This window comes from Tateyamaria sp. (assembly GCF_039940735.1).
In the GTDB taxonomy this organism is placed as follows: Bacteria; Pseudomonadota; Alphaproteobacteria; order Rhodobacterales; family Rhodobacteraceae; genus Tateyamaria.
Map to the genome: position 1 here is coordinate 1 of NZ_JBDVGB010000048.1, position 26,347 is coordinate 26,347.

Annotated in this window: 25 protein-coding genes, 1 tRNA gene and 1 pseudogene; 17 read left to right on the top strand and 10 right to left on the bottom strand. The window is 55.7% G+C overall.

The genetic code is table 11. The features are described from left to right. Together ABJF76_RS09035 and ABJF76_RS09040 are read left to right on the top strand one after the other, a co-directional pair. A pseudogene (locus tag ABJF76_RS09035) lies at positions 1 to 191 on the top strand (LysE family translocator); the annotation flags it as partial. A gap of 59 nt (positions 192 to 250) precedes the next feature. Beyond that, positions 251 to 1,213, top strand: coding sequence for an acetyl-CoA carboxylase carboxyltransferase subunit alpha (locus ABJF76_RS09040; RefSeq protein WP_413822107.1), 963 nt, complete (start codon positions 251 to 253; stop codon positions 1,211 to 1,213). Here the strand turns inward: ABJF76_RS09040 and ABJF76_RS09045 are convergent. The 3 genes from ABJF76_RS09045 to ABJF76_RS09055 form a co-directional block, all read right to left on the bottom strand. Continuing rightward, positions 1,210 to 1,380, bottom strand: a complete 171-nt coding sequence (locus ABJF76_RS09045; protein ID WP_413822108.1) for a hypothetical protein — start codon at positions 1,378 to 1,380, stop codon at positions 1,210 to 1,212. The genes ABJF76_RS09040 and ABJF76_RS09045 overlap by 4 nt on opposite strands. Positions 1,381 to 1,720: 340 nt before the next feature. Then, entirely contained in the window at positions 1,721 to 2,371 is a 651-nt protein-coding gene (locus ABJF76_RS09050; protein ID WP_413822109.1) for a GntR family transcriptional regulator, read from the bottom strand. A gap of 31 nt (positions 2,372 to 2,402) precedes the next feature. After that, the gene (locus tag ABJF76_RS09055) at positions 2,403 to 3,095 is read right to left on the bottom strand and encodes a M48 family metallopeptidase (protein WP_413822110.1); all 693 of its coding nucleotides are present in this window, start codon (positions 3,093 to 3,095) and stop codon (positions 2,403 to 2,405) included. A gap of 131 nt (positions 3,096 to 3,226) precedes the next feature. Between ABJF76_RS09055 and ABJF76_RS09060 the strand changes: the two genes are divergently transcribed. After that, positions 3,227 to 3,559: a TIGR02300 family protein gene (locus tag ABJF76_RS09060; RefSeq protein ID WP_413822111.1), complete on the top strand. Its 333-nt coding sequence runs from the start codon at positions 3,227 to 3,229 to the stop codon at positions 3,557 to 3,559. Between the two features lie 94 nt (positions 3,560 to 3,653). Beyond that, positions 3,654 to 3,729, top strand: a tRNA-Ala gene (locus ABJF76_RS09065). 321 nt (positions 3,730 to 4,050) lie between these two features. On the opposite strand, the gene ABJF76_RS09070 is transcribed toward ABJF76_RS09065, so the two are convergent. From ABJF76_RS09070 to ABJF76_RS09080, 3 genes are all read right to left on the bottom strand, one after another. Further along, a complete protein-coding gene (locus ABJF76_RS09070) occupies positions 4,051 to 4,353 on the bottom strand; it encodes a hypothetical protein (RefSeq protein WP_413822112.1) in 303 nt (100 codons plus the stop codon). A 125-nt stretch (positions 4,354 to 4,478) separates the two neighbouring features. Further along, the gene (locus tag ABJF76_RS09075; protein ID WP_413822427.1) at positions 4,479 to 5,228 is read right to left on the bottom strand and encodes an OmpA family protein; all 750 of its coding nucleotides are present in this window, start codon (positions 5,226 to 5,228) and stop codon (positions 4,479 to 4,481) included. Positions 5,229 to 5,570: 342 nt separating this feature from the next. Beyond that, complete coding sequence (locus ABJF76_RS09080) at positions 5,571 to 6,398, bottom strand: OmpA family protein (RefSeq protein WP_413822114.1); 828 nt, start codon at positions 6,396 to 6,398, stop codon at positions 5,571 to 5,573. A gap of 294 nt (positions 6,399 to 6,692) precedes the next feature. Here ABJF76_RS09080 and pheS point away from each other — a divergent pair, with 294 nt between their 5' ends. The 5 genes from pheS to ABJF76_RS09105 all read left to right on the top strand — a co-directional run bounded on the left by pheS (position 6,693) and on the right by ABJF76_RS09105 (position 12,691). After that, a complete protein-coding gene (gene pheS, locus ABJF76_RS09085) occupies positions 6,693 to 7,766 on the top strand; it encodes a phenylalanine--tRNA ligase subunit alpha (RefSeq protein WP_413822302.1) in 1,074 nt (357 codons plus the stop codon). Positions 7,767 to 7,787: 21 nt separating this feature from the next. Beyond that, positions 7,788 to 8,720 carry a glutaminase gene (locus tag ABJF76_RS09090; RefSeq protein WP_413822115.1) on the top strand — a complete coding sequence of 311 codons (933 nt, stop codon included), beginning with the start codon at positions 7,788 to 7,790 and terminating at the stop codon, positions 8,718 to 8,720. A 103-nt stretch (positions 8,721 to 8,823) separates the two neighbouring features. After that, positions 8,824 to 9,636 (top strand): alpha/beta hydrolase family esterase, encoded by an 813-nt coding sequence (locus ABJF76_RS09095; protein ID WP_413822116.1) that lies wholly within the window; start codon positions 8,824 to 8,826, stop codon positions 9,634 to 9,636. Between the two features lie 132 nt (positions 9,637 to 9,768). Further along, positions 9,769 to 12,168, top strand: a complete 2,400-nt coding sequence (gene pheT / locus ABJF76_RS09100; protein WP_413822117.1) for a phenylalanine--tRNA ligase subunit beta — start codon at positions 9,769 to 9,771, stop codon at positions 12,166 to 12,168. Positions 12,169 to 12,244: 76 nt separating this feature from the next. After that, positions 12,245 to 12,691 carry a YtoQ family protein gene (locus ABJF76_RS09105; protein WP_413822118.1) on the top strand — a complete coding sequence of 149 codons (447 nt, stop codon included), beginning with the start codon at positions 12,245 to 12,247 and terminating at the stop codon, positions 12,689 to 12,691. A 99-nt stretch (positions 12,692 to 12,790) separates the two neighbouring features. Here ABJF76_RS09105 and ABJF76_RS09110 read toward each other — a convergent pair whose 3' ends face one another. From ABJF76_RS09110 to ABJF76_RS09120, 3 genes are all read right to left on the bottom strand, one after another. Continuing rightward, entirely contained in the window at positions 12,791 to 13,684 is an 894-nt protein-coding gene (locus ABJF76_RS09110; RefSeq protein WP_413822119.1) for a fructose bisphosphate aldolase, read from the bottom strand. 79 nt (positions 13,685 to 13,763) lie between these two features. Beyond that, on the bottom strand, positions 13,764 to 15,110 hold the full coding sequence (locus tag ABJF76_RS09115) for a cytochrome P450 (protein WP_413822120.1): 1,347 nt from the start codon (positions 15,108 to 15,110) through the stop codon (positions 13,764 to 13,766). Next, complete coding sequence (locus tag ABJF76_RS09120) at positions 15,107 to 16,330, bottom strand: hypothetical protein (RefSeq protein ID WP_413822121.1); 1,224 nt, start codon at positions 16,328 to 16,330, stop codon at positions 15,107 to 15,109. The genes ABJF76_RS09115 and ABJF76_RS09120 overlap by 4 nt, the downstream gene beginning before the upstream one ends. A 170-nt stretch (positions 16,331 to 16,500) precedes the next feature. Here ABJF76_RS09120 and ABJF76_RS09125 point away from each other — a divergent pair, with 170 nt between their 5' ends. After that, on the top strand, positions 16,501 to 18,108 hold the full coding sequence (locus ABJF76_RS09125; RefSeq protein WP_413822122.1) for a GMC family oxidoreductase: 1,608 nt from the start codon (positions 16,501 to 16,503) through the stop codon (positions 18,106 to 18,108). 69 nt (positions 18,109 to 18,177) lie between these two features. Here the strand turns inward: ABJF76_RS09125 and ABJF76_RS09130 are convergent, their stop codons facing one another. After that, on the bottom strand, positions 18,178 to 18,876 hold the full coding sequence (locus tag ABJF76_RS09130; RefSeq protein ID WP_413822123.1) for a glutathione S-transferase family protein: 699 nt from the start codon (positions 18,874 to 18,876) through the stop codon (positions 18,178 to 18,180). A 148-nt stretch (positions 18,877 to 19,024) separates the two neighbouring features. On the opposite strand from ABJF76_RS09130, the gene mscL reads away from it, so the two are divergent. The 7 genes from mscL (at position 19,025) to urtE (ending at position 26,323) form a co-directional block, all read left to right on the top strand. Continuing rightward, positions 19,025 to 19,453 carry a large conductance mechanosensitive channel protein MscL gene (gene mscL, locus ABJF76_RS09135; protein WP_413822124.1) on the top strand — a complete coding sequence of 143 codons (429 nt, stop codon included), beginning with the start codon at positions 19,025 to 19,027 and terminating at the stop codon, positions 19,451 to 19,453. A 160-nt stretch (positions 19,454 to 19,613) separates the two neighbouring features. Continuing rightward, a complete protein-coding gene (locus ABJF76_RS09140) occupies positions 19,614 to 19,997 on the top strand; it encodes a hypothetical protein (protein ID WP_413822125.1) in 384 nt (127 codons plus the stop codon). A gap of 295 nt (positions 19,998 to 20,292) precedes the next feature. Further along, positions 20,293 to 21,570, top strand: a complete 1,278-nt coding sequence (gene urtA / locus ABJF76_RS09145) for an urea ABC transporter substrate-binding protein (RefSeq protein WP_413822126.1) — start codon at positions 20,293 to 20,295, stop codon at positions 21,568 to 21,570. Positions 21,571 to 21,637: 67 nt separating this feature from the next. Then, the gene (gene urtB / locus ABJF76_RS09150; protein ID WP_413822127.1) at positions 21,638 to 23,593 is read left to right on the top strand and encodes an urea ABC transporter permease subunit UrtB; all 1,956 of its coding nucleotides are present in this window, start codon (positions 21,638 to 21,640) and stop codon (positions 23,591 to 23,593) included. Positions 23,594 to 23,596: 3 nt separating this feature from the next. Continuing rightward, a complete protein-coding gene (urtC, locus tag ABJF76_RS09155) occupies positions 23,597 to 24,889 on the top strand; it encodes an urea ABC transporter permease subunit UrtC (protein WP_413822128.1) in 1,293 nt (430 codons plus the stop codon). Further along, positions 24,886 to 25,626: an urea ABC transporter ATP-binding protein UrtD gene (gene urtD, locus ABJF76_RS09160; RefSeq protein ID WP_413822129.1), complete on the top strand. Its 741-nt coding sequence runs from the start codon at positions 24,886 to 24,888 to the stop codon at positions 25,624 to 25,626. The genes urtC and urtD overlap by 4 nt, the downstream gene beginning before the upstream one ends. Continuing rightward, positions 25,616 to 26,323 (top strand): urea ABC transporter ATP-binding subunit UrtE, encoded by a 708-nt coding sequence (gene urtE, locus ABJF76_RS09165; protein WP_413822130.1) that lies wholly within the window; start codon positions 25,616 to 25,618, stop codon positions 26,321 to 26,323. Before urtD ends, urtE begins: the two co-directional genes overlap by 11 nt. Positions 26,324 to 26,347 lie beyond the last annotated feature (24 nt).

Below are 26,347 nucleotides of genomic sequence, written 5' to 3' on the forward strand. Positions count from 1 at the left end.
ACACAACGCTTGCGGCAATCGCGTTGGTGGCACTGGTGTTTGGTGCGATCAACCTGCCTTCCATCACGGTTTGGACGGTGATGGGCCAACAGATGGCGCGGGTGCTGACCAATCGCGCACGCTTGGTTGTGTTCAACTGGACGATGGGCGCACTGCTTGTTGTCTCGCTTTACCCCGTTGTCTTTCCCTAAATATTGCAAATATCACGCCCGCCAGCCATATAGCGTGAAACGCAATCGGAGACGGGCACATGACGCAATATCTGGAATTCGAAAAGCCACTGGCCGAAATCGAAGGCAAAGCCGAAGAACTCCGCGCGCTTGCCCGTCAGAACGAGGACATGGATGTCGCTGATGAAGCCGCCGCTTTGGATGGCAAAGCCGATGTTTTGTTGCAGGATCTCTATAAAAACCTGACGCCTTGGCGCAAATGCCAAGTCGCGCGCCACCCCGATCGCCCACATTGCAACGAATACATCGACACGCTTTTCACCGAATACACGCCGCTGGCCGGAGATCGCAACTTTGCCGACGATCATGCCGTCATGGGCGGGCTTGCGCGCTTTAACGACCAGCCCGTCATGGTCATTGGCCACGAAAAAGGCAGTGACACCAAATCGCGCATCGCACGCAATTTCGGCATGGCCCGGCCAGAAGGATACCGCAAAGCAATCCGATTGATGGACATAGCGCACCGCTTTAACTTACCGGTCATCACTTTGGTGGACACGCCGGGCGCGTACCCCGGCAAAGGTGCAGAAGAACGCGGGCAATCCGAAGCGATTGCCCGGTCCACTGAAAAGTGCCTACAAATCGGCGTGCCGATGGTTTCCGTCGTTATCGGCGAAGGCGGTTCTGGTGGAGCGGTGGCTTTTGCGACGACCAACCGCATCGCAATGCTGGAACATTCGGTTTATTCCGTGATCAGCCCCGAAGGCTGTGCTTCGATTCTTTGGAAAGATTCCGAAAAGATGCGCGAAGCCGCCGAGGCCCTGCGTCTTACGGCGCAAGATCTCAAGCAGCTTGGTGTCATTGACCGGATTATTCCCGAAGCTGTCGGCGGCGCGCACCGCGCCAAAGAAGCAACCATTGCGTCCGTTGGTAAAGCGATTTCAGGGATGTTGGCGGACCTTAGTTCCAAAGACGCTAAAGCCTTGATTGCAGATCGACGCGCTAAATTCATCGGTCTGGGTCAAAGCGGTCTTGCCGCCTAAGCACGACGCAACGGCGGTTTTTCTTCGACCGCGGTATCAAGGGTCATGCCGGGCAGTTCGAAAATGACTTCTGCGCCCGGCCTATCGGGCGGCGGCATCCATTGCATGCACCTACAATACGCCCGTATCTGAGAGATGCCTTGCGAGGTGTTTGCCATATGGGTCATGCGGCCCGCATTCTTTTTGATCGTCAGCGAACTTCGTAATCAGTGGCAACGCCCTTGGCCCACGCCGTGCATTGATGCCGATATTCGGCATAAGCCGCGCGCCCGCTAAAAATCACGTAGGCGGGCAGGACACGCAACTCATCTGATGGACGATCAATATACCGTAGCGTTGCGGCACTCAGGTGATGGTGATTTGGATGATTGTTGGCATCAGGTTTCAGCACAAAAACTGGTTGAGAAATGAAATTTCAGCTTGAAAAATTCTCGCTGCGTTTGGCGACCACTCATCAGTCGCGACGGGTCTAAACAGGCTTCGGGGTCCAGAGATTTTAGCGCGCCGCTAGCTTGCCAACATTCTCAGCCCTTGTGTGACGTCCGAGCGCACCGCAAGGCGCAGCCCCGGCTCGTCTCCGGCTCGTAATGCCGCGATGATCAAGCGATGGTAATGCGGCGGTTCGGTTCGACGCAAACGCCCATAGAGCGACCGCATGGTTGGCCCCATCTGTAGCCATACTGTTTCGGCCATCGCCAGCATAGCCGGCGCCTGAGCGCGCAAATAAAAGGTGCGGTGAAATTCCAGATTGGTCCGGATATAGCTGACCGCGTCGCGGTGCGCGACAGCTTCGGACACTGCTGAATTGATGGTTTGCAACCGTTCGATCAACGCCAAGTGCGCACGCGGCAAGGCGCGTGTGGCTAGCTCGACTTCGATCAAAGCGCGCAAGGCGGCCAATTCCTCGATCCGCTCGTTGGTCAATTCTGGCGTGGAGACACGTCCCGATTGCGACAGTGTCAACGCGCCCTCAGCCACCAGTCGACGCACCGCCTCGCGCGCCGGGGTCATGGACACCTCGTATTGCTTGCCGATGCCGCGCAATGTCAGTGCTGTGCCGGGGGGGATGTCGCCATGCATGATACGGGACCGCAAGCGGCGATAGACCTGATCATGAGCGGCGGTCGAGGCGTCTCGGGGGCGGGATAAAGGTTGCATGTTGATTTGTGATCACAAGTCTTGGCCGCGGTCAATCGCCAAAGCGATATCGGTGCAACGCGTTGCCATCACTGCGCAACCAATTGCGGGGGGCGTCATAGGGTCCATAAATTCGGCTGACTTCGGCCCAAAACGCGGGCGAATGGTTCATTTGCGCCAGATGGGCCACCTCGTGGGCCGCGACGTAATCCAAAACAGCCGGAGGCGCCATAATCAAGCGCCATGAATACATCAACTTACCGGCGCTGGAACACGACCCCCAACGCGACCGCGTGTCCCGAATACTGATCCCGCTATAGCTGCGCCCCAAAAGTGCTGCGTAATGATCGCTGGCCGCGGCCAATCGATCCCGCGCGCGCGCTTTTAAGAACCCCAATGCGCGGGCTGGTACGCGGGCCTCAGGGCCCGGCACAGCCAAAGCGTCGTCCTCTAGCTGCACGGCACGACCTTGGCCGCCTACAACTGTCCGTAAAACCCCGTCCACCGGCAAGGCAACATTCAACCCGACAGGCACTGTGCCTTCCCAAGCGGCAAGATGCTTGCAAATCCAGCCGTGCTTTTCTTGGGCAAAGGCCAAGGCCTCGCGTTCAGGGACGCGATTGGGCATGGTCAAAGTGACGCGGCCATCTAATTGCGAAATGCGCAATGTCATGCGGCGCGCACGCGCAGATTTGCGCAATGTCACAGTGATATCCGGATCCCCTTTAAGGACACGTTCACCCATCCCAAATCCCCCATCTCGCCATAAGGCTTTGACTCCGTGCCGACCTTATGGCACTTGCCCAGAATCGCCGCAATATAGACGGGCTGTTTGCGCTTTCGCGTATTGGCCCTCAGGATAGACAAGGATTACCGATGCCAAAGGAAGAATGGGGCACCAAACGCCTCTGCCCAACCACGGGTAAACGGTTTTACGACATGAACCGTTCGCCCATCGTCAGCCCCTATACGGGCGATGTGGTCGAAGTAGACAGCACCAAAACCCGCATGATCGCGGCTGACGCCGAAGACGCAGTCACAGCCAAGGCCAAGGCCGAGACGGCCTCGGATGACGAGGATCAAGTGGTTGATGATGATGACGTTGATGTGGATCTGGATGACGATCTGCTGGATGATGACGACGAGGACGAGGATACAGTTCCGCTCGAAGAAATCGCTGACGTCGCCACGCCCGAAGACGATAGCTAAATAAGACCAGCCGAACGGGTTCTTTTCGCTTGATCCCGTTCGGCAAAGCGCCTAATCAGCGGCGCATCGACTGGTAACAGTCGCCCAAGAGATTGGGGCATTAGCTCAGCTGGGAGAGCGCCTGCATGGCATGCAGGAGGTCAGCGGTTCGATCCCGCTATGCTCCACCATTCTCTTTTTTCCCAGCACAGATGTCGCGCGCTATCCTCAGGATAGGCGCTGACTTACGCAACGACTGACGCCGCAACGCTGAGTGCAACGGTTCGACCCAGCTATGTCCCACCATTCACCCTATTTCCCGGCTCAAACGTGACGTGATTCCTTACGATGGGCGGTCCGGCGCTCAGTGGTTCGATGCTGCTGGGCCGTTCGGGTAGGCGCTACATTGCTTTGAGAATGCGCACGCGTCGAGACTGCAACCAACCGGTCAAGCCAAGCAAGAAGAGGGCAGGGATGCAAATCAGTTCTTTTGGAAGTTGGTTTTCTAAGGCTTATGCGTTGGCAATTTGATTAGGTTCAACGCCGTGGTGGTCGAAGTTTAACCGCGTGTTGCCAAATTCAGATTCAAGGTTTGTCTCTTCAAATTGCTGCGCGTCCCCTTCTAAAATTGGAATAATGCCTGTCGCGTTAAAGCGCTTCTGCGTCTTCGTCGTCAGGCACGTCGAGTAGGACCGTATTGTTTTGAGACCTGAGGTGTATAAATCGGGGTCAACGATCAACACGCACGAGGGGCGCTCTGTTTCGTCCGAACTTAAGGTTTCTGCAAAGGCCGTGAGTTGAATATTTTCAACCACTGGCTGGAGTGCTGCATGCAGGTTGAACGGTGCTTAGAAATGCAAAAAGCCCCGCCGATTTCGGCGAGGCTTTTGTCTCTTTGGGGTAAGGGGGGAGGGCGCCCTGTCTTGCGCTCGCGCCGGTCTTACCGATCGCTTGCTGGGGTCGCCGGTGCGGCGCCCCGTGGTGCAAGCGCGAATTGGACCCGACGGTTTTCCGCCTCGCCCGAGGTTGTGCCCGACAGGTTAATGGGTCGTTCGGCGCCAAAGCCGCGTGGTTGCAACGCGGTGATTTCGAAGCCTTCTTTTTGCAACTGATCAATGATGGACTGTGCACGGAACCAGCTCAGTCTCATGTTTAGTTCTGGGTTGCCTTGGCGATCCGAATGGCCTTCGACGATGACTTTGACTTCGTCGCAGGTGGAAACGGCTGTGGCAATGTTACGAACGCGGGGCATGTCTGCGTCGATGGGTGCATCGCTGCCTACGGCAAAGCGTACGTTGGTGATTTTTACAAGTGTATCAAGGTAATCAACACAGCTTGGCACCCGGTAGCGGTGCGCGGCACCCAATCGCACGGGCGGGATGGAAGCGCTGGCGACACGGGTTTCGGGCTGAACCGGGGCCGGTGTCGGGGCTGCAACGGCGGCGACGACTTCGGGCGTGGCCGGTGCGGCTGCCGCTTGGGCGACGTCGGCTTCTAGAATGTTAACGTCCTGGCGGGTCACAACATCTGTCTCGACTTCGGCGTAAGACGGTTCATTCAGCTGCGTTGCAATCTCGCGCACTTGATCTGAGCGATTGGATTGCACGATCAACAGGGTAGTGGTGACCACCAAACCTGCGAACATGAACAAAAACGCCAGTCCTCCTACGGCCCAAACCCAAACTGGCATGGAACTGCTTTGTGATTGCGAAAATTCAGATTGCCGCGGCGCATGACCGCCGGGCGAATTCATGGTTAGTTTTGCCAATGTACTGTCCCCCAAAGACCAGACAAGTTGTCCAATATAGGGTCTGCGCCATAGCTCATTTTGTCGTCGACCCGCATATATGGCAGTAGCGGGGCCGTGACTGCCTACCCATAGTGGAGACAGAAACATATCGCGAATCATTACTCAATAGTCTCGAGGCGTGGTGATTCGTTTTTTTACCCATTTGATTCGTTTTTTTTCGAATCAGGGGGGGAGGACCGTGATTTTTCCGATGTTTTGTATCGGAAAGTCGGTCCTCGCCCGTTAATTTTCTGCAAAAAGCGCTGCATCCGTGCCAGGGCGTGGCGCAAGGTGGAATTGCACACGACGATTGAGCGCGTTTGCCTCTGGCGTCACGCGTGGATCAATTGGTTTGCGGGCCCCAAATCCAAGCGGTTCCAAAGCTTTTACGTCAAAGCCTTCGTCGCGTAGGTGGGTGATTACGGCGTCAGCACGAATCCAGCTTAGGTTCATGTTGTTCTGTTCTTCTCCGGTTAGGTCAGAATGGCCTTCGACGGCGACCATCACGGGTTCACAATCAGCAACAATGGTTGCGATGTGCCGTGCACCGGCCATGTCTTGAAGAAGAGGTTGGCGTGATCCGACCGCAAAACCGACGCGCACGGTTTGGATCAGTTCCTGTAGCTCGGCAACGCAGTCCGGTAGCTTAAATGTTTGTTCCAATGCAGTGACTTGTTGGGTGGCAATGGCGGCCTCTTGCAATGCGGCGTCAAAAGACCGTTGCGCCGTGGCGTTGGCCGCAGATTTGGGGAGCTCGGTGCCTGTTAGGTTTGCGATGCCTGCATTGCTACGGGTGACTTCGCTGGCGCGCGTTGGTGTTGAAGTCGTTCCGGGAACCTCCGAAGCTGCGGACACTTGTGCGGTTCTAGGTTCGGCAGCGCGCAGTTGCGCTTGATCTGCTGAGTGTTTGTTGGCCAGCAATATTGTAGTGCTAATCAATAGGCCGGTGAACATTAAAAGCAAAGCAACGCCGCCAATGATGCCAATTATCCGTGACCTGGATCGACCGTTAGAATTGTTTGAATTGTCGGTTGCAGACGTGTCGCTGCAATCACTTGTTAGGTTGCTCATGTGTCAGTCCCCCGAAAGACAATGCCAAAATAAGGCGTGCAGGGTGATTGCGGGACGAAATTTCAAAAAGTACGTGCTGCTTGTGGCTACACGGCACGCAATCACCAAATATTGATCTAACACAATCATAAAGTGTGGCGCATTTCAACAGTAACAAAATCGTGTGTGTGGTATCCAAGGCTGTTTCAGGCCATCGTGGCATGAATGGCGCGTTTTCTGTGCGGCCTTGCTCTTGTCTTGCACCTTGGGAGCTGAATGATTACTCCGCCACAAAGCCTGAGCGGAGCCGAAACGATGGATGATCTCAAAGCAAAGTACCTGACCCAGATCGCAGACGCGGCTGACGAGCCTGCGTTGGAGGCCATCCGCCTTGCTGCCGTAGGTAAAAAAGGCGAAGTCGCACTGAAAATGCGCGAGCTGGGACGCATGACCCCAGAAGAGCGTCAGGTCGCGGGACCGGCGCTGAATGCTCTCAAGGATGAAATCAACAGCGCGCTTGCGGCGAAAAAGTCCGCCCTTGGCGATGCGGCGCTGGATGAACGTCTGCGCAGTGAATGGTTGGATGTGACTTTGCCGTCGCGTCACCGCACGCAAGGCACGCTGCACCCGATTTCTCAAGTTAGCGAGGAAGTGACCGCTATTTTCTCTGAAATGGGTTTTTCTGTGGCTGAAGGGCCGCGCATCGATACCGATTGGTACAACTTTGATGCGTTGAATATTCCAGGCCACCACCCGGCGCGCGCCGAAATGGACACGTTCTATATGCACCGTGCAGAGGGTGACGATCGCCCCCCTCACGTGCTGCGCACCCATACTTCCCCTGTGCAAATTCGCAGCATGGAGGCTACAGGCGCTCCGACCCGCATCATTTGTCCCGGCGGTGTGTACCGTGCGGACTATGATCAGACCCACACGCCTATGTTTCATCAGGTCGAAGGTCTTGCCATCGACAAGGATATCTCGATGGCGAACCTTAAATGGGTTCTCGAAGAGTTCGTTAAATCCTATTTCGAAGTTGACGGCGTTGATCTGCGTTTCCGCGCATCCCACTTCCCGTTCACCGAACCATCGGCCGAAGTCGACATTCGCTGTTCTTGGGAAGGGGGCACGCTGAAAGTCGGCGAGGGCGATGACTGGCTTGAAATTCTTGGATCTGGCATGGTGCACCCCAAGGTGCTGCAAGCTGGCGGCATTGATCCAGAAGAATGGCAGGGCTTTGCCTTTGGTATGGGGATCGACCGTATCGCGATGCTGAAATACGGCATTCCCGATTTGCGCGCTTTCTTTGACAGTGACCTGCGTTGGTTGCGCCATTACGGGTTTTCGGCTTTGGATGTGCCGACGCTGCACGGTGGTCTGAGCAGGTAACCCCTCAAAAGGACATCGCCTGTGGACACCACATCGCCCGAAGCGTTGCAGTCCTTTCTGGATGAATTGAATGCGACGATGCGTGACCGGACCGAATGGGGTAAGGTCGCAGATTACATCCCTGAACTTGCGGATGTACCTGTTAAACAGTTCGCAATTTCCGTGGCGTTGCCGGATGGGCGGGTGTTGTCTGCGGGGCAAAATAAAACGCCTTTTTCCATTCAAAGCGTGTCCAAGGTGTTTACTTTGGCCTGTGTGTTGGGTCGCATCGGCGATCAACTTTGGAACCGGGTTGGCCGCGAACCGTCGGGTACGTCTTTTGATTCAATCGTTTTGCTTGAGCGTGAAGCAGGACGCCCGCGCAATCCATTCATCAATGCAGGCGCGTTGGTTACCACCGATGCGCTGCTTGAAGGGCGGATGCCACGCGACACGTTAACAGAGTTACTGGAATTCTTACGGGCAGCGGCCGAGGATGATGACATCCACATCGACAAATCGGTGGCTCAGTCTGAGAAATCTACGGGACATCGCAATGTGGCTTTGGCCCACTACCTTGCATCGTTTGGCAACCTGAAAAATTCCGCCGATCTTACCCTTGGCACTTATTTTCACCAATGTGCCATCGCGATGACCACAGATCAGCTTGCGCGGGCAGGGCGGATCTTTGCCCGGTTTCCCAATGCGCCGATGCAGTTGTCGCGGCAACAGGCGCGGCGCATCAATGCGTTGATGATGACGTGTGGGCATTACGATGGGTCGGGCGATTTTGCGTTTCGCGTTGGCTTGCCAGGGAAAAGTGGTGTGGGCGGTGGCATTCTGATCATCGCACCGGGCAAGGCGTCAATTGCGGTTTGGTCTCCGGGTTTGAACAATTACGGGAACTCTCAAGTGGGAACTGAGGCGGCCAATCATGTGGCGCGTTTCACGGGCTGGTCAGTATTCGAAGGGTGATCCCTTTTGACGGTTTCTTAGTTGAGCGCGGTAAAACAGCGCAATTGTGATAACCACGATAATTTGACGTGACACCGCCTGCGGGTGCCGTAATTTGCGATTTATGAAATATATAATTTGCCTGATGGCCCTGATTTGGGCCGCTCCTGCCGTCGCTATGGGGCCTTCCAAACGCGAATGCGTTTTGGATGTGCCGTGTGAGTTGGGGGATCGGTCCTACCACGTTAAAGAACCCGACGATTGGGATGGGACCAGCCCCATGCCAGTGGTTATCCATTTTCACGGTTGGCAACGTACAGGCGCATTGCCTGTCAAACACCAGCGGATTTCTGGTGCAACGCGGCGACGCGGTGTTTTGCTGATTGCGCCCAATGGTCAGCGTAAAACGTGGGATATGTGGTCGCCGGAAACCGATGACGTACAATTTGCGGCGGATGTTCTTGAGGATGTGATCAAGCGCTATCCGATCGATCCAGACAACATCTTTGTGTCGGGGTATTCTTATGGATCGATTATGGCGTGGCGTGTGGCCTGTGATCGCGGTGAAGAGATGAACATCCGTGCGCTATTGGGCATTTCCGGCATTGTGGGCAGTAATGACTGCGCACAAGCGCCGCAAGAAGTACGCCATGTGCACGGGCTAAAGGATAACGTGCTGGACTTTCCCTTTGGTCCCGGTGGCGACGAAACGGGACCGGTGGCGCTGTGGCGGTCCAAGATGGGCTGCGAAGAGCCAGCGAGCACGCCAGCAGAATGGTCAGCCGTCGAAATTTTGACGCTGACGCGACGTACTTGGGATTGCGCGGGCGACCAAAAAGTCAGCCTTGATGTTCATCCTGGCGGGCACTTCATTCCCCACGGGTGGATTGCAAGGCAACTGGATGAACTGTTGGATCGTCCGCCTGTGTACCCCTAAAGGCTGGCGCAGGACACCTGCGCCTTACCTGAGGCGGGGTAATTGTAAGGCGCAGGTGTCCTGCGCCATACTTGCACCTTGGCGCGATCTTTGCCATTGCAGTGCCACCGCGTATCCAAGGGCAATTGACCGATGAAATTCACGCTTTCCTGGCTGAAAGAGCACCTCGACACGACCGCAACTGTGGACGAGATCACGTATGCATTGACCGATCTTGGTCTTGAAGTGGAAGGCGTCGAAGATCGCGGTGCCAAGCTAGCCGATTTTACCATCGGCAAAGTCATCAGCGCTGAAAAGCACCCCGACGCGGATCGCTTGCGGGTTTGCCAAGTCGACACCGATGAAGGCACCAAACAGATCATTTGCGGCGCTCCAAACGCGCGCGAAGGGATCACCGTCGTCGTCGCCAAACCGGGCGTTTATGTGCCGGGCATCGACACCACCATCGGTGTGGGAAAAATCCGCGGTATCGAAAGCTTTGGCATGATGGCATCCGAACGCGAGATGGAGCTGTCGGACGAACATGACGGCATCATCGAACTGCCTTCGGGCGATGTCGGTGATCGGTTCGTTGACTGGTTGGCCCAAAACGATCCAGCGAAAGTGGATCCGGTGATTGAAATCGCCATCACGCCGAACCGACCTGATGCGCTCGGTGTACGTGGAATCGCGCGCGACTTGGCTGCGCGTGATTTGGGCGTTCTTCGCGCGTTGCCGGACACAAATTTGGATGGGGACTATCCTTCGCCCATCACCGTAGCGATTGACGAGGACACCTTGGACCAATGCCCCGTCTTCTTCGGCCGCCATATTCGTGGCGTTCAGAATGGGCCAAGCCCAGTGTGGCTACAAGATCGGTTGCGTGCCATTGGCCTGCGCCCAATTTCATTCCTTGTGGATGTCACCAACTACTTCACATTTGATTTAAATCGCCCTCTGCATGTCTTTGATGCGGACAAAATCGAAGGCGATTCTCTGCGGGTGCACCGCGCCGCGGGTGGCGAGACATTGATGGGTCTTGACGACAAAGAATACACGTTTGGCCCCGACATGACCCTTATTTCTGATGCAAACGGTGTGGAAAGCATCGCGGGCGTCATGGGTGGCGCTCGCAGTGGGTGTACGGCTGAAACCGTGAATGTCTTTGTCGAAGCCGCCTATTTTGATCCAGTGCGCACGGCCTATACTGGGCGTGCGCTTAAGATCAATTCGGATGCGCGTTATCGCTTTGAGCGCGGAATTGATCCCGCGTTTACGCCGCAGGGCCTCGACATGGCGTGCGAAATGATCGTCGAACATGCCGGTGGCGAAGTGTCGAGCCGCGTGCAGGTTGGTGAGGTGCCGCAGACGGCGCGCGCTTATCGGTTGAATGCTGCACGGGTGCAAAGCCTTGTGGGCATGGACATTCCCGAATCCGAGCAACGCCAGACGCTCACGGCGCTGGGCTTTCGCCTCGAAGGCGACATGGCCCATGTGCCCAGCTGGCGCCCTGATGTGATGGGCGAAGCTGACCTTGTCGAAGAAGTCGCGCGCATCGCGTCGCTGACAAAACTGCAAGGTCGTCCTTTGCCACGCATCAACGATGGTGTGCCAAAGGCGGTTATGACGCCGATGCAGCGGCGTGAACAGATCGCACGACGTACAACAGCTGCTTTGGGTTACAACGAATGTGTGACGTACAGCTTTATCGATCAGCCCTCGGCTGCGTTGTTCGGTGGCGGCGATGATGCAACACGGCTCGAGAACCCGATTTCGACGGACATGAGCCACATGCGCCCGGATCTGCTGCCGGGGCTGTTGCAAGCCGCGGCACGCAATCAAGCGCGTGGCCTCATGGATGTGTCGCTGTTCGAAGTTGGCCCAGCTTTTCATGGTGGGGAACCAGGGGAACAACATCTGCTGGTCTCTGGGCTGCTTGTGGGGCGCACTGGTCCAAAGGATGTTCAGGGTGAATCCCGTGGCGTTGATGTCTTTGACGTAAAGGTCGATGCAGAGGCGGTGCTTGCTGCGATGGGTGCGCCTGCGAAGGTGCAAATTTTGCGCGGTGCGGCGGGGTGGTGGCATCCGGGTCGTCACGGGATGATCTGTCTTGGCCCCAAAAAAGTGCTGGGTGTGTTTGGCGAACTGCATCCGCGCGTTCTTGATGCGATGGACATCAAAGGCCCGGCGATGGCCTTTACCTTGTGGCCCGCAGAAGTGCCGATGCCACGCAAAGCGGGCGCAAATCGCGGCGCTTTGAATGTCAGCGATTTGCAGGCGGTCGAACGTGATTTTGCCTTCGTGGTCGATGCAGAGGTCGAGGCGTTGACCTTGGTCAATGCCGCACAGGGTGCGGACAAAAGCTTGATCGAATCTGTTCGTGTTTTTGACGAGTTCATTGGCGGCAGCCTGGGCGAAGGTAAGAAATCGCTCGCGATCACTGTGCGGTTGCAACCGCGCGCGGCCACCTTGAAAGATGCGGATATCGAAGCCGTCGGCCTGAAGGTCGTCGAAAAAGTGACCAAAGCCACAGGCGGCACGCTGCGCGGCTAAAGGCGCGGACCTGCCCCTTGCCATTGCGTGTTAAAGGGGCAGGATGCATCCAACGCTTAATCTAAGGAGCATGCGCATGCTGACTGTTTATCTTTCTGGCGAAATTCATACCGACTGGCGTGAACAAATCATTGACGGTGCAAAAGAACTGGATGTGACGTTCAGCGGTCCTGTGACGGATCACGCGGCCAGCGACGATTGCGGTGTCGCTATTCTGGGGGCAGAGCAGGACAAGTTTTGGCATGACAACAAAGGCGCTAAGGTAAATGCAATCCGGACCCGTAAGGGGATTGCAGACGCGGATGTGGTCGTGGTGCGCTTTGGGGACCAGTACAAGCAATGGAACGCGGCATTTGACGCAGGTTATGCGGCGGCGCTGGGGAAATCTTTGATTGTTTTACATGGATCAGATCATGCGCATGCGCTGAAAGAAGTGGATGCAGCAGCATTGGCTGTGGCGCAAGAACCTGCGCAGGTGGTCGATATATTGCGATATGTCCTGACTGGCGCATTGCCCGGGTAACCGGAGACCAACACGGTCTCAGGCCTGTTTTCGACGCGAAAACAGCAACTCAGCTGGAAACTATGACAGTTTCCAGCCGGTCTGTGTGCCAGAGACCGTTTAAGCCACCGATGCCCGGTGGATAACGTCGATGTTTGACCCAAGTGCCGCCGCAAATTCTGCATCGGACATATCGCGTTGCAAACCTTGCGTCAGTGCGCGGCTGAAGCTGGCAATAATCTTGTGGTTCTGCGCCAAGCGCGCGCTTGCATCCGACATCGAATACCCACCTGACAACGCAACGACCCGCAGCACACGAGGGTGATCAGCCAGCGCATCATATATGCCGGGCACCTCTGGTAAGGTTACTTTCAACATGACGTCTTGCCCATCCTGCAACTTTTGCAACTGCGTTAGCAAAGCCGCCGCAAGCAACGTCTCTGCCTCCGCCTTTGATGTTGAATGGATGTCAATCTCCGGTTCAATGATCGGCACCATACCTTTGGCAATCACTTCATGTGCGATTTCAAATTGGTTGGCGACGATCTTTTCAATGCCATTCACATTGGCTGCGTTGATCACTGAACGCGCCTTGGTACCAAAAACCCCAAGCGCTTTGGCCTCAGCCAACATCGATCCAAGATTGGGAATGGGGTTTAGCAACTGCACACCATCCGTTTCGTCCTGAAGGCCTTTGTCAATTTTCAGAAATGGCACAATCCCGCGCTGCGCCCACAGATATTCAGGTACGGATTGGTCATCGATGTCCTCGTGCAACGTCTTTTCAAACAGGATCGCACCGATCACTTTGGCATTCGTGAAATCCGGTGCAGATATGATGCGCGCCCGCATCTTTTGAATCTCGGCAAACATAGCGGTTTCGTTTGGATAGTTGTTTGCATCCACGCCATACAGCGCCAAAGCTTTGGGCGTTGAGCCCCCTGACTGATCCAGCGCGGCGATAAACCCCGCCCCCTGTTTCATTTGGTCACGCATCTTTTTAAAATCGGGCATTGGGATCTCCGGCTTTATCAACATCTGTTGAAAACCCCTAACCCATTAAAACCGTTGGGTTAAACCCACTTGCGCAATGTTAGCGCTGCCGTTTGCGCAACCTTAGCCAAATACCGTCCTGTGCACGCACAGTCAGGTGCGCGACGGGCACGGGATTTCGTCCATTGACCGTCTCGACCTCAAAATCGCGGAGCAGTCGCGCCAGAATCAGCACGCCTTCGACCATGGCAAATCCTGCGCCGGTGCACACGCGCGCGCCGACTGAAAATGGAATATAGGCCTCGCGTTGACACGCCTTGCCGTTTTCGGTGTGCCACCGGGCCGGGTCGAAATCGTCTGGTTGGTCCCAAAGACGTTCGTGTCGATGCAGGTGCCACGGACTAAGCACCAGCTGGCAGCCTTTCGGAACATCGCGGTCACGGAAGTGTTCAGGGCAAGTGTTTTCGCGCACCATCATCGGCACAGGTGGATACAACCTCAGAGTTTCGCGAAAGACATCGCGGGTCACCGAAAGCTTCGAGATGACAGAGAAATCGCAGGTGCTGAGCGCCTGCGCTTCTGCTGCGACCTTGTCCTGCCAATCGGGATAGAGCGCCATAAGATACAAGGCCCATGCTAAGGCTGACGCGCTGGTTTCGTGTCCTGCCAGAAAGAAAATTGCAACCTGATCGATCATTTCTTCGGGCGCGAATTTTTCACCGGTCACGGGGTCTTGGGTTGTCATGATCTTGGTGGCCAGATCGTCCGGTGCAGTGCCTTTTGCGATTTCATCGGCGCGGGCTGCCACTAATTGTCCGATCAGATCGCGGATGCGCGCAGCACTGGCACGCGTGTCACGACGAAACAGGCGGGGCATCCATTTAGGCAGCGGGACAAAAGCGGCTAAATTCAAGATCGGCTGACTGCGTTGATAGATGCGGAATTCGTCGAACACGGCCGCGGCCAGTTCATTTTCGATGGGAATCGAGAACAATGTGCGAAAGATCACATCCGCGGCTGCATGGCTGGTTTGGGCCTCTATTTCGCTGACGCCTTCACGAAGTCGCCCGGCCGCTGCTTCGGAGGCGTCCCACATCGCCGGGAACGTTTCGCGCAAGCGTCCGCCTTCAAACGCGGGATCAATAATGCGACGCTGGCGTTTCCACGTTTCGCCATTGGTCAGAAACACCGAATTGCCCAGCAGCGGGCGCAGCCCTTCTCCGATGCGGTCGGATTTAGGGAAATCTTCGGGGCGGTCCTTTAACACAGTTTTCACCAGATCAGGCTGGTTCATCATGTAGCTGCGAAAGAACGGGGTGCGAAATTCGGCCATCCATGCGCGATAAAGTCGGGCGGGTTGCGCGGATAGAATGTCTTGGCGAAACAGCTGCATATAGCGCCAAAGCGAGACACGATCGGGGCGACTGGCGGGTTTTGGCGGCTTCATGGGCGGACCGAAGTGTATTTGGAAACGGCATGGTCGATGCGCGACTTACTAGGTGGTCGGTCTGCGTAACGCTCTGCCAATGTTTTTGGTCCGGCGGTGATCTGGAAGTAGTCGTAGTCAAGCGGCCGATCAAAGGCGCACAGATATTGGAAATGCAGCCGAAAGAACTTCCAGCGAAGTTCAGCCCAGCGTTCAGGGCTTAGGCTTTGAGTGAATTGCGCCGAAAAGACCAAAGGCCAGCGTTTCCCATCTGGGGCAACGCCCGAAACCGACACCGGATCACAAAGCGCAAAGGCGCAGCCATCGCCGGGTGCGGTGACGTCCACCCAAGTCAGTTCGTCCCGTGCCGACAAAAATTGCAGGTCGCCCCGAAGGCGGTGCGCGTCGGATAGGAATGACACCATTGGCACGACTTGCCCAAGAGACAAGAATGACAGCTTTGGCCCATCCGCGGGCACCCGGCCATCGCGGATCAGGTCCGACAGGATCGAGACGCCAAGATGCGCACCTGACGAATGGCCAACAACAAGAACTTCGTCCACGTCACTTTGTAATGCGGCCGCGATGGCATCTTGAAACGACTTCATGCGGGCCTCAAGTGGTGCCGGATTGGCACCGCGAGACGCCGCAGAATAGGCGTAATCATGCATGAGGTAATAGGCAAAGAACTTGCCGTCTTTGGCTTTGAACCATCGCAAAATAGCAACGAAGGCAGCAAGACCTATCGCGGCTCCGATCACCGCACCAACACCACCTGCAAGCCCATGCCCGACCGCAAACAGCGCGTACCACAATGCCAATGCGATCAATAATTGAGTTAGTAACATGCCCACAGGGTAAAGTGCTGCGATGACAGGCCCCTTTCGCAACCGCATCAGACGGCGCAAAGCGCCCGAGCCGATATAGATCCAAGCGGTGCGCAAAAGTTGCGCGTATGTGTCAACAATGGAGGCGTCCATACTGTCGCGAACAATGTCGGACCAGACAAGAACAGAGACATCGGCATGAACATCTGTCCCATCTATCCGCGCGTCGACCTTCCAGCCATAATGCGGTTTGGTTTCTCCTGGGTTTAACGTGATGTCATAACCAGAAATCGCCGCCTGATCGCGCCCCTCCTTGCGGTAAAGTTCGCGGTAGCGTCGGGGGTGAATAGGATCATAGCCGGGGATGTAGAACACCTGGCGGTTTTTTACGGATCGTGGATGCGCTCTGCTCATCTTTGCACCTCTGTTCAGAGATACTGTAACGCATGTGTTTATCCAAAGTAAGACGGAGACCGACGCGGTCTCCGGTTGTTTTCTGATGCAGAAAACAGGTGCGTCGCACGGGAAATTGCGTCGATATTCGCGGGGTCTGTGCTTAAGTGGCCTTAAGAGAAGGTGAAGCGATGAAATTTGACTACGTGATCATAGGCGGTGGGTCTGCGGGATGTGTGATGGCCGCAAGATTGAGTGAGGACGCTAATGTGTCTGTCTGTTTGATCGAGGCCGGGGGAACAGGGCGCGACATCTTTGTGCGCGCGCCGGCATTGGTGGCTGGCATGATCTCTGGCCGCCCCAAGATCAACAATTGGGCGTTTCACACTGAACCACAGGTCGGTTTGAACGGGCGGCGCGGGTTTCAGCCACGTGGACGTGCTTTGGGCGGGTCCAGCGCCATGAACGCAATGCTGTATGTACGTGGCCACCAATCTGATTACGATGAATGGGCTGATCTGGGGGCGGACGGGTGGCACTGGGATGCGGTGCTTCCCTATTTCAAACGCTCAGAAGGGAATGTCTGGGGCAATGACGATTTGCATGGCGGTGACGGCCCTTTGCAGGTTGCTGATCAATCAGAGCCGCGCGCAATCACCCACGCTTTTATAAAGGCCGGGGTGGCGGCGCAAATACCTGAACGCGCGGATTTCAATGGGCCGGATCAAGAGGGCATTGGTCTCTATCAGGTGACCCAAGCGCATTCCGGCCCGGCCAAGGGGGAGCGCTGTTCGGCGGCCGCCGCCTATTTGCCGGATGATGTCTTGCGGCGATCTAATCTGACCGTGATGACGCGCGCCATGGCGCAAAAAGTCGAGATGATGGATGGCCGCGCCATTGGTGTCCGCGTGCGTCACGCGGGGCGCATTAAATTTGTCGAAGCGGGGCGCGAGGTGATCCTTTCGGGCGGTGCGTTCGGATCGCCTCAGCTTTTGTTGTTGTCGGGGATCGGGCCACGCGACGAATTGGCTGCGCATGGGATCGATGTGGTTCACGAGTTGCCCGGCGTTGGGCAAAATTTGCAAGATCATTTGGATTATATCATCAGCTATCATTCCAAGCGGGATGACGTGGTTGGTCTGGGCCCGAAGGGGTTGGCCGATCTTGCCCGCGCTGGGCTGCGGTGGCGCAAAGATGGCACGGGTCTGTTCGCGTCGCCCTTTGCCGAAGGGGGCGCATTTCTTAAGTCTTCGCCTGATTTGGCGCGGCCAGACTTACAATTGCATTTCGTTGTGGGAATCGTCGATCAGCACATGCGCAAAATTCACACGCGCTTTGGATATTCCTGCCATGTTTGTGCCTTGCGCCCTGAAAGCCGCGGGCATGTGGGATTGCAATCATCTGATCCTGCTGCCCCGCCACGAATTGACCCGAACTATTTGGATGACCCGCGTGATTTGACTGCCTTAATGCGTGGGGCACGGGCGATGGAAGATATCCTTGATGCACCAGAGTTGGAGCCGTGGCGAGGCAAGAAGCTATATGGCCATGACGGAACGGATGCAGCACTTGAGGCCGATATTCGGGCGCGCTCAGATACGATTTATCATCCGGTTGGCACCTGTCGAATGGGGCAAGACGATATGGCTGTGACGGATCCCACGGGTCTTGTGCATGGGGTTGCGGGGCTGCGGGTGGTCGACGCCTCGCTTATGCCGCGCCTTCTTGGGGGCAACACCAATGCGCCTACGATTATGATGGCTGAAAAGATTTCAGATCAGATGCGTAGCACGACCTGAAGAACACCGCGCCGCGCGCTTTCGCAAACGCGCAGCGGGTGTCAAATTTTTGCCGGACTGAAAGTAGACTTAGGGACGCGGCGGGATGTTTTTGCCCTTCTCCACTGCGGGTCGCGCCATGAACCGATCAAGGTAGGCGACGAGGTTTTTGTGATCTTCCCAACCAATGGTTTCTTTCGCTTGATAAAAGTCGAGGGCATTGAGCCACGGTGCGATCGCGATGTCGGCGATGGAATAAGCACCTGTGATCCAGTCTTTGTCGGCGAGCTGTTTATCCAGCATGCCAAGCAAGCGTTTACCTTCGTCAATATAACGCTGTTGTGGGCGTTTATCCTCCCATTCGCTGCCTGCGAATTTCACGAAAAAGCCCAATTGCCCCAACATCGGGCCAAGTCCGCCCATTTGGAACATCACCCATTGAATCGTCCGCGCGCGGTCGCTGGCGGTGTCGCCTATAAGCATGCCGGATTTTTCCGCGAGATAAATTAAGATGGCTCCGGATTCAAATAACCCGACTGGCGTGCCGTCTGGACCGTTTGGGTCAATAATCGCCGGGATTTTGTTGTTTGGATTCAAAGACAGAAATTCCGGGCTTTTGACGTCTGCGTCAGAAAGGGTCACGAGGTGCGCCTCGTAAGGGATGTTCATTTCCTCGAGCGCGATGGACGCTTTAACCCCGTTGGGTGTCGGGTATGAAAACAACTGCAACACGTCCGGGTTCTGCGGTGTCCATTTGCGTGTGATCGGAAAAGCGCTGAGGTCGGCCATGTGGAATGTCTCCTGTTGGGTACGGCTAAGACATAGGGGAAAACTGACCGGAAAATACCCTTTCTGTTGTGTTTACATGTGTTAACTTGTGTTCGTAAGTGCACAAAAATCAACCAATAGTGCGCTAAGACCAACAAGGGACGAGAATATGCTAAACGAATTCAAAGACTTCATCGCCAAGGGCAATGTCATGGACATGGCCGTTGGTATCATTATCGGCGCGGCCTTCACAGCGATTGTTGCATCGCTTGTGGCTGATTTGATCAACCCGTTCATCGGTTTGTTCATGGGCGGCATCGATTTCACCAACATGTATTTCGTACTATCCGGCGAAGTTGCCGACGGTGCGTCGCTTGAAGCCGCGCGCGAAGCCGGTGCAGCCGTGTTCGCCTATGGTTCATTCATCATGGCCATCATCAACTTCCTGATCATCGCTTTTGTGGTCTTTATGCTGGTGCGCCAAGTCGCCAAGATCAAAGAAGCCGCTGCGAAAAAAGAGGAAGTTGTAGAAGAAGCACCCGCCGGCCCGACCGAGCTGGATATTCTGCTGCAAATCCGCGATTCTTTGGCCAAGTAAGCCGAAGATCGACTGAAGGATTGGGGCCGCGTTCGAAAGGACGCGGCCCTTTTTTGTTATACATTCATGGGTTTTGAACGGCCTAGCTGCATGAGTTCACCTTTTGAGGCTTTCAAACTGCACGCTTGCGCGACGTAATTTATACTGCAATGCTGTAATTATGAGCAGATTAAGAACTCTGATATCTAGCGCTCTGATCGTCATGGGATTGACTGGGGCGGCGCATGCGAATGATGATCTTGTCCTGGTGTTTGCCGGCTGCGCGGGCCGCATGTCCGCCGAGATGGAGCATGCTTGGCTTGTAAACGATGCCCGTGCCGATACATGGCAAACGCAACGCCAACGGTTTGTGAGCATTTTGCAGGCGATCATGCCGCGTGATCGTGCGCGCGAAACGTTAAGCCATCGTGTCGAGGCGAAATTGGCGCACTCGGCCATTTTGACGACTGCCAAATTTGGCACTGATCCGCGTCGTTCTCGTTTGGCGAAAAAGCAGGCGCGGATTCAGGTGCAATCTTGTCAGGCGATGTTGCTGGATGGGTGAGCAGGTGCAAAATTTGCAGGCAAACCGCTCAATCCCTACGCAATCAACCTAAAGTTAGCCTATAAATTAATCTAATTCGGTCGGGCTCATAACAATTCCCTAGTCGGGACTCGGCTTGCAGCACCCTGAACACGTTAATGCCGACGCGGTCCACTTGGGCCAATCAGTTGTGCGACAGTGTTAGACCTTGAAACCTGAACACCGCCGCACGCGCCAAAACGAAAAGCGCTAGGGTGATATGGGACCAAATGGTCCGTTTCGCAACGCCCTGGCGCCCTGCGCTAGAGGAAAAGAAATGACAAAGACCCTTCTTGGAACCACCGCTGCCCTGCTGCTGGCATCCGTGCTTCCTGCTGCCGCTCAAAACTGCCCGATTAAAGTGGGTGTTCTTCACTCACTGTCCGGCACGATGGCGATCTCCGAAACGACACTCAAAGACACAATGGAAATGCTGGTCGAACAGCAAAACGAAGCGGGCGGCCTTTTGGGTTGCGAGCTGGAAGCCGTTGTTGTTGATCCCGCGTCCGACTGGCCGCTGTTCGCAGAAAAAGCCCGCGAATTGCTGACGGTACACGACGTTGACGTGATCTTTGGCAACTGGACGTCCGTGTCGCGCAAATCTGTGCTGCCCGTGATCGAAGAATTGAACGGTCTGCTGTTCTACCCTGTACAATACGAAGGCGAAGAGTCCTCCAAAAACGTATTCTACACAGGTGCCGCCCCCAACCAACAGGCGATCCCGGCCACGGATTACTTCCTTGAGGAACTGGGTGTTGAAAAATTCGCGCTGCTGGGCACTGACTATGTGTATCCCCGTACCACGAACAACATCCTCGAAGCTTACCTTCAGGAAAAAGGCATCGCGTCTGACGATATCTTTGTAAACTACACCCCGTTTGGCCACTCTGATTGGTCCAAAATCGTCGCGGACGTTGTGGCATTGGGTGCAGACGGCAAAAAGGTCGGCGTGATTTCGACCATCAACGGCGACGCAAACGTTGGTTTCTATAAAGAACTCGCAGCGGCTGGCATTTCCGCTGACGACATCCCCGTCGTTGCGTTCTCGGTTGGCGAAGAAGAGTTGGCGGGTTTGGACACATCCAACTTGGTTGGTCACTTGGCAGCTTGGAACTATTTCCAATCAGCCGAATCCGATGCAAACGAAGCATGGGTTGAAGCATGGAAAGCCCGCATGGGCGAAGAGCGTGTAACCAACGACCCAATGGAAGCGCACTATATCGGATTCAACATGTGGCTTGCTGCGGCTGAGGCTGCCAAAACCACAGACGTGGATGACGTGCGCACAGCAATGTATGGTCAGGAATTTCCAAACCTGACAGGCGGTACAGCTGTGATGTTGCCAAACCACCACTTGGCCAAACCAGTTCTGATTGGTGAAATCCAAGCCGATGGTCAGTTTGACATCATCAGCCAAACCTCCGAAGTGCCGGGCGATGCGTGGACGGATTTCTTGCCTGAATCTGCGGTTCTCGTGTCGGATTGGAAAGAGCTGGGTTGTGGCATGTACAACACGACAACAAGCTCCTGCGTGCAGATCGAATCCAACTACTAAACTGACTTAAATTACGACTTTTCCAAGGGGCGGTTAGCCGCCCCTTGGTCATGTGAGGGTGGAATAAATGCAGCGACTACTGGCTTTTCTTGTGTGTTTAGGTCTGGCTTTGCCTGCCGCTGCACAAAACGCAGACGCACCTATTCAGCAAGTGTTGCAAGCCCACGGCGAACTGATCGCCAAGGCCTCGCGTCGCACCATCCAAACAGCCATCGATGGATTGACTGCCAGCGGTCTGCCCGCAGCCCAAAACGTGCTGCAACGTTGGCAAGACAAAGAGATGTGGCAGGACGAAGAAACCGGCCTGTTCGTCTTTGCAACAGAAATTGACCGTGACACCATTCACATTTTCGATGTGGCTGACGGCGCTGATCTGGGCGAAGTTCCAGACGATACGTACAAACAACTCAAACCCAACAGTGGCGTGCGCGGCTTGATCGCTGCGGGTCTTGTGCGCTTTCAGTTGACGGATCCGGACCCTGCTGTGCGACTGACGGCACTGAATGCCATTGCGCGCGATCCAGACGAAACGCATTTGCCTGCCCTGCGCGATGTACAAGCGGCTGAAGCGGACCAAGATTTGGTCGCTCAAATGACGCGGCTTGAGCGTCTGCTTACAGTTGAGTTTGGGTCAGACGAAGCCGAGAAAGTTCAGGCGATCAGTTATTTTAACGGCGATTTAGGTGTCGACGCGCGCGCGGTCCTGAACCCACTTGTCGCCACCCGCATTGAGGTCGGCGAAGCGATACCAATTGGCCCCGAAGTCGTTCGACCCGTCACTCCGGGTGATGACACACTGTCCAAAGAAGATGCTTACGACCTGTTGGTGCGCGCAGATCTTGCGCCCCCGCTTATCCCCCAAAGTGAGGTCCGCGAGGCACTTATTCGCAACATAGACGCAGGCATGGTTGCTGGCGTGCAGGTCGCAACCCTCGACACCGACCAAGCGCGCAATGCAGCTTTCGCCACTTTGGTCTCAGAAGGGCTGGCAGAACCCGCCGCCACGGCTCAAGACATCGACACAGCGCTCGCCGCCTATCAGTTTTTCGAGGTGTTCACCGGCCCTTCCCCTACAGTTGCGCGCGCCGCCCAAGAGGTGCTGACTGGTATCGAAACCTCTGTCGCATTGAACCAGACGGCAGACCTCGCGCTGGACGCGATCTCGCTTGCTTCGATCTATTTTCTCGCTGCGATCGGCCTTGCCATTACGTTCGGCGTCATGGGCGTGATCAACATGGCGCATGGCGAATTTATCATGATGGGGGCCTACACCGGGTATGTCGTGCAGCTGTTTGTGCCTGATCATACCTTGTCGATCCTTCTGGCAATCCCGTTGGCGTTCATGGTCACTTTTGCCGCCGGTGTCGCGATGGAGCGGCTGGTGATCCGCTGGCTGTATCACCGCCCACTTGAAACGCTTCTGGCGACTTTCGGGGTTTCCATTGCGTTGCAGCAACTGGCCAAAAACATCTTTGGCACCCAAGCGCGCCCCCTTACAGCACCCGGCTGGCTCGATGGGTCGATGGTAATCAACGACATCGTTTCGATCAGCTATATCCGCATCGCGATCCTGATCCTTGCCCTCATCTTCCTTACGCTGTTTCTCTTTGTGATGAACCGCACGCGCCTTGGCCTAGAAGTGCGCGCCGTGACACAAAACCCACGGATGGCCGCGTCGATGGGTATCAACCCGGATCGCATCAACATGCTGACCTTTGGCTTTGGTTCCGGGATTGCTGGCATCGCAGGGGTCGCCATCGGCCTTTATGCCAAAGTCACCTCTGAAATGGGGTCCGACTACATCGTACAATCCTTCATGACTGTGGTCGTGGGGGGCGTTGGCAACATCTGGGGCACGCTTTTGGGGGCGGCCATGGTCGGGTCGATGCAAAAGGGTATTGAATTCCTAAACCCGTCCAACACGCTGGCGGCACAAACCTACATGATCCTGTTCATCATCCTGTTCATCCAATTCCGCCCAAAAGGCATCATCGCCCTCAAGGGCCGCGCGGCGGAGGCATAAACAATGACGTCACTCAATCCATCTTCCCCTTCTTTGGGTTCCAAATACCTCGGGGGTGCGGGGGCTGGCCCCCGGTCCCACAGTTTCATCACACGCCACCCGTCGGTTCTGATCTTCATCGCAGCACTCGCGATTTTCACAATTGGTGTCACGATCCTAGCCGAAGGCTTTGGCATCGGCGTGATCTCTACCAGTTTTGTCAAAACACTGGGCAAAACGCTGTGCCTTTGCATGGTCGCGCTGGCGATGGACTTGGTGTGGGGCTATTGCGGGATCCTATCGCTTGGCCACATGGCGTTCTTCGGTATCGGCGGCTATGCCATTGGCATGTGGCTGATGTATGCGCGTACTGAACTCATTGTGGTACAAAGCCTCGCCGCAGCGCCACTGCCCCCCACATCAGGCGAAATATCTCAAGGAATCGCGACACAAATCTTCGGGGTGGTCGGGGCATCCGAATTCCCGCCCATCTGGGCCTTTGCCCATTCGCTGCCACTGCAACTTGCGGCTATCGTCATCGTACCGGGGCTGCTCGCACTGGTCTTTGGCTGGCTGGCCTTTCGCAGCCGGGTCACGGGCGTGTACCTGTCGATCCTGACACAAGCCATGACGTTGGCCTTATCGCTTTACCTATTCCAAAACGACAGTGGGCTGCGGGGCAACAACGGGCTGTCAGGCTTGCAAAATCTGCCGGGCCTCAGCGATACACCGCAATCAACCGTTTCCATCTGGTTTCTCTGGGCCTCGGCCCTCGCACTTGGTCTTGCGTACCTACTGTGTGCATGGATCGTATCGGGCAAATTCGGCTCGGTTATCCGTGCGATCCGCGATGACGAGGCACGGGTGCGCTTCCTTGGCTACTCGGTCGAAGCCTACAAGCTGACGATCTTTACCCTCACAGCTGTGATCGCCGCCGTCGCAGGCGCGCTTTATTACCCCCAAGCGGGCATCATCAACCCAGCTGAGATCGCACCCATCGCATCCATTTACCTTGCCGTTTGGGTTGCCATTGGTGGACGGGGGCGACTTTACGGCGCGGTCATCGGTGCGGCGTTCGTGTCTTTGGTGTCGACTTGGTTCACGGGCGGGCAGGCACCTGACATAAATCTTGGCTTTTATACGATCTCTTGGGTCGATTGGTGGACCGTTCTGCTTGGGCTGTCTTTCGTTGTCGTGACGTTGTTTGCGCCCAAAGGTATCGGCGGCTTGTTTGACATGTTGCCGAGCCCGAAACGTCACGGTGCCGACCTTGGCCCGGATGCAGGCAGTTTGCGCGAAAGTGAGGCCGACAAATGAGCACCCTTCTCGAAGTCTCAGGTGTGTCCAAAAGCTTTGACGGCTTTAAGGCCATTAACAATCTGTCCTTCCAGATCGGCGAACCCGAAATGCGCGCGGTGATCGGACCCAATGGCGCGGGCAAAACGACCTTTATGGACATTGTGACCGGGAAGACAAAACCAGACGAAGGTCATGTGGTTTTTGGAGAAAAATCCATGTCTTTGCTGCGCCTGAGCGAAAGCCAAATCGCGCAAGCAGGCATCGGACGAAAATTCCAGCGCCCAACAGTGTTCGAGGATCAATCGGTCGCTGACAACTTGATGATGGCCCTGAAAAAGAGCCGAAGCCCGTGGGCCGTGCTGCGCTTTCGCCCTGCTCAAGACGACTTTGAAGCCGTGGCCAAATTGGCCGGCGAGATTGGCCTAACCGACCAACTGGCCCGCAAATCTGGAGAATTGAGCCATGGTCAAAAACAATGGCTCGAAATCGGAATGCTGCTGGCGCAAGACCCCCGCCTATTGCTTGTCGATGAACCCGCTGCTGGCATGACGCCCGCCGAACGTGAACACACAACGGATATTTTGGTCGAAGCGGCCAAGACACGCGCCGTCGTGGTGGTTGAACATGACATGGAATTCGTGCGCCGTCTGAACTGCAAGGTGACGGTGTTGCACGAAGGTTCGGTGTTGGCCGAAGGTTCTCTTGACCATGTGACAGCCAATGAAAAAGTGATCGAGGTGTATCTTGGAAGATAACGTCCTGAACATTTCGGATCTGACGCTGCATTATGGCGGCAGTCAAATTCTGAACGGTGTCAATGTGACTGCCAAACGGGGCGAAGTCACCTGCGTGATGGGCACCAATGGTGTCGGCAAGACCAGCTTGCTTAAGGCGATCTCGGGGACGCATCCGCGTTCAGGCGGAACATACATGCTGGACGGTGCAGAAATTGGTCGCGCTTCGGCCCATGCGCTTGCCCAAAAAGGGGTGGCCTATGTGCCACAGGGCCGCGAAATTTTTCCCTTTCTGACGGTGAAAGAAAACCTTGAAACCGGCTTTGCCTGTTTGCCACGGGCAGAACGCACAGTGCCGTCTGAAATCTATGACCTGTTCCCGATCCTCAAGGAATTTCTGGCCCGCCGCGGCGGGGACCTTTCCGGCGGACAGCAACAACAGCTTGCAATCGCGCGTGCACTTGTGACCCGCCCAAAGCTGCTTTTGCTTGATGAACCGACCGAAGGTATCCAACCCAACATTATCCAACAGATCGGCCGTGTGATCTCGCAATTGCGGGCACGCGGCGATATGGCCATCGTTTTGGTCGAGCAATATTTCGATTTTGCCCGCGACCTTGGTGATCAGTTTCTGGTGTTGGAACGGGGCGCAGAAAAATTGCGAGGCCGCAGCGAAGAAATCGACCGCGACACGCTTTTGGCGGCTGTTTCCGTCTGATATTTCAGGTGTGTTGTGGGCCTA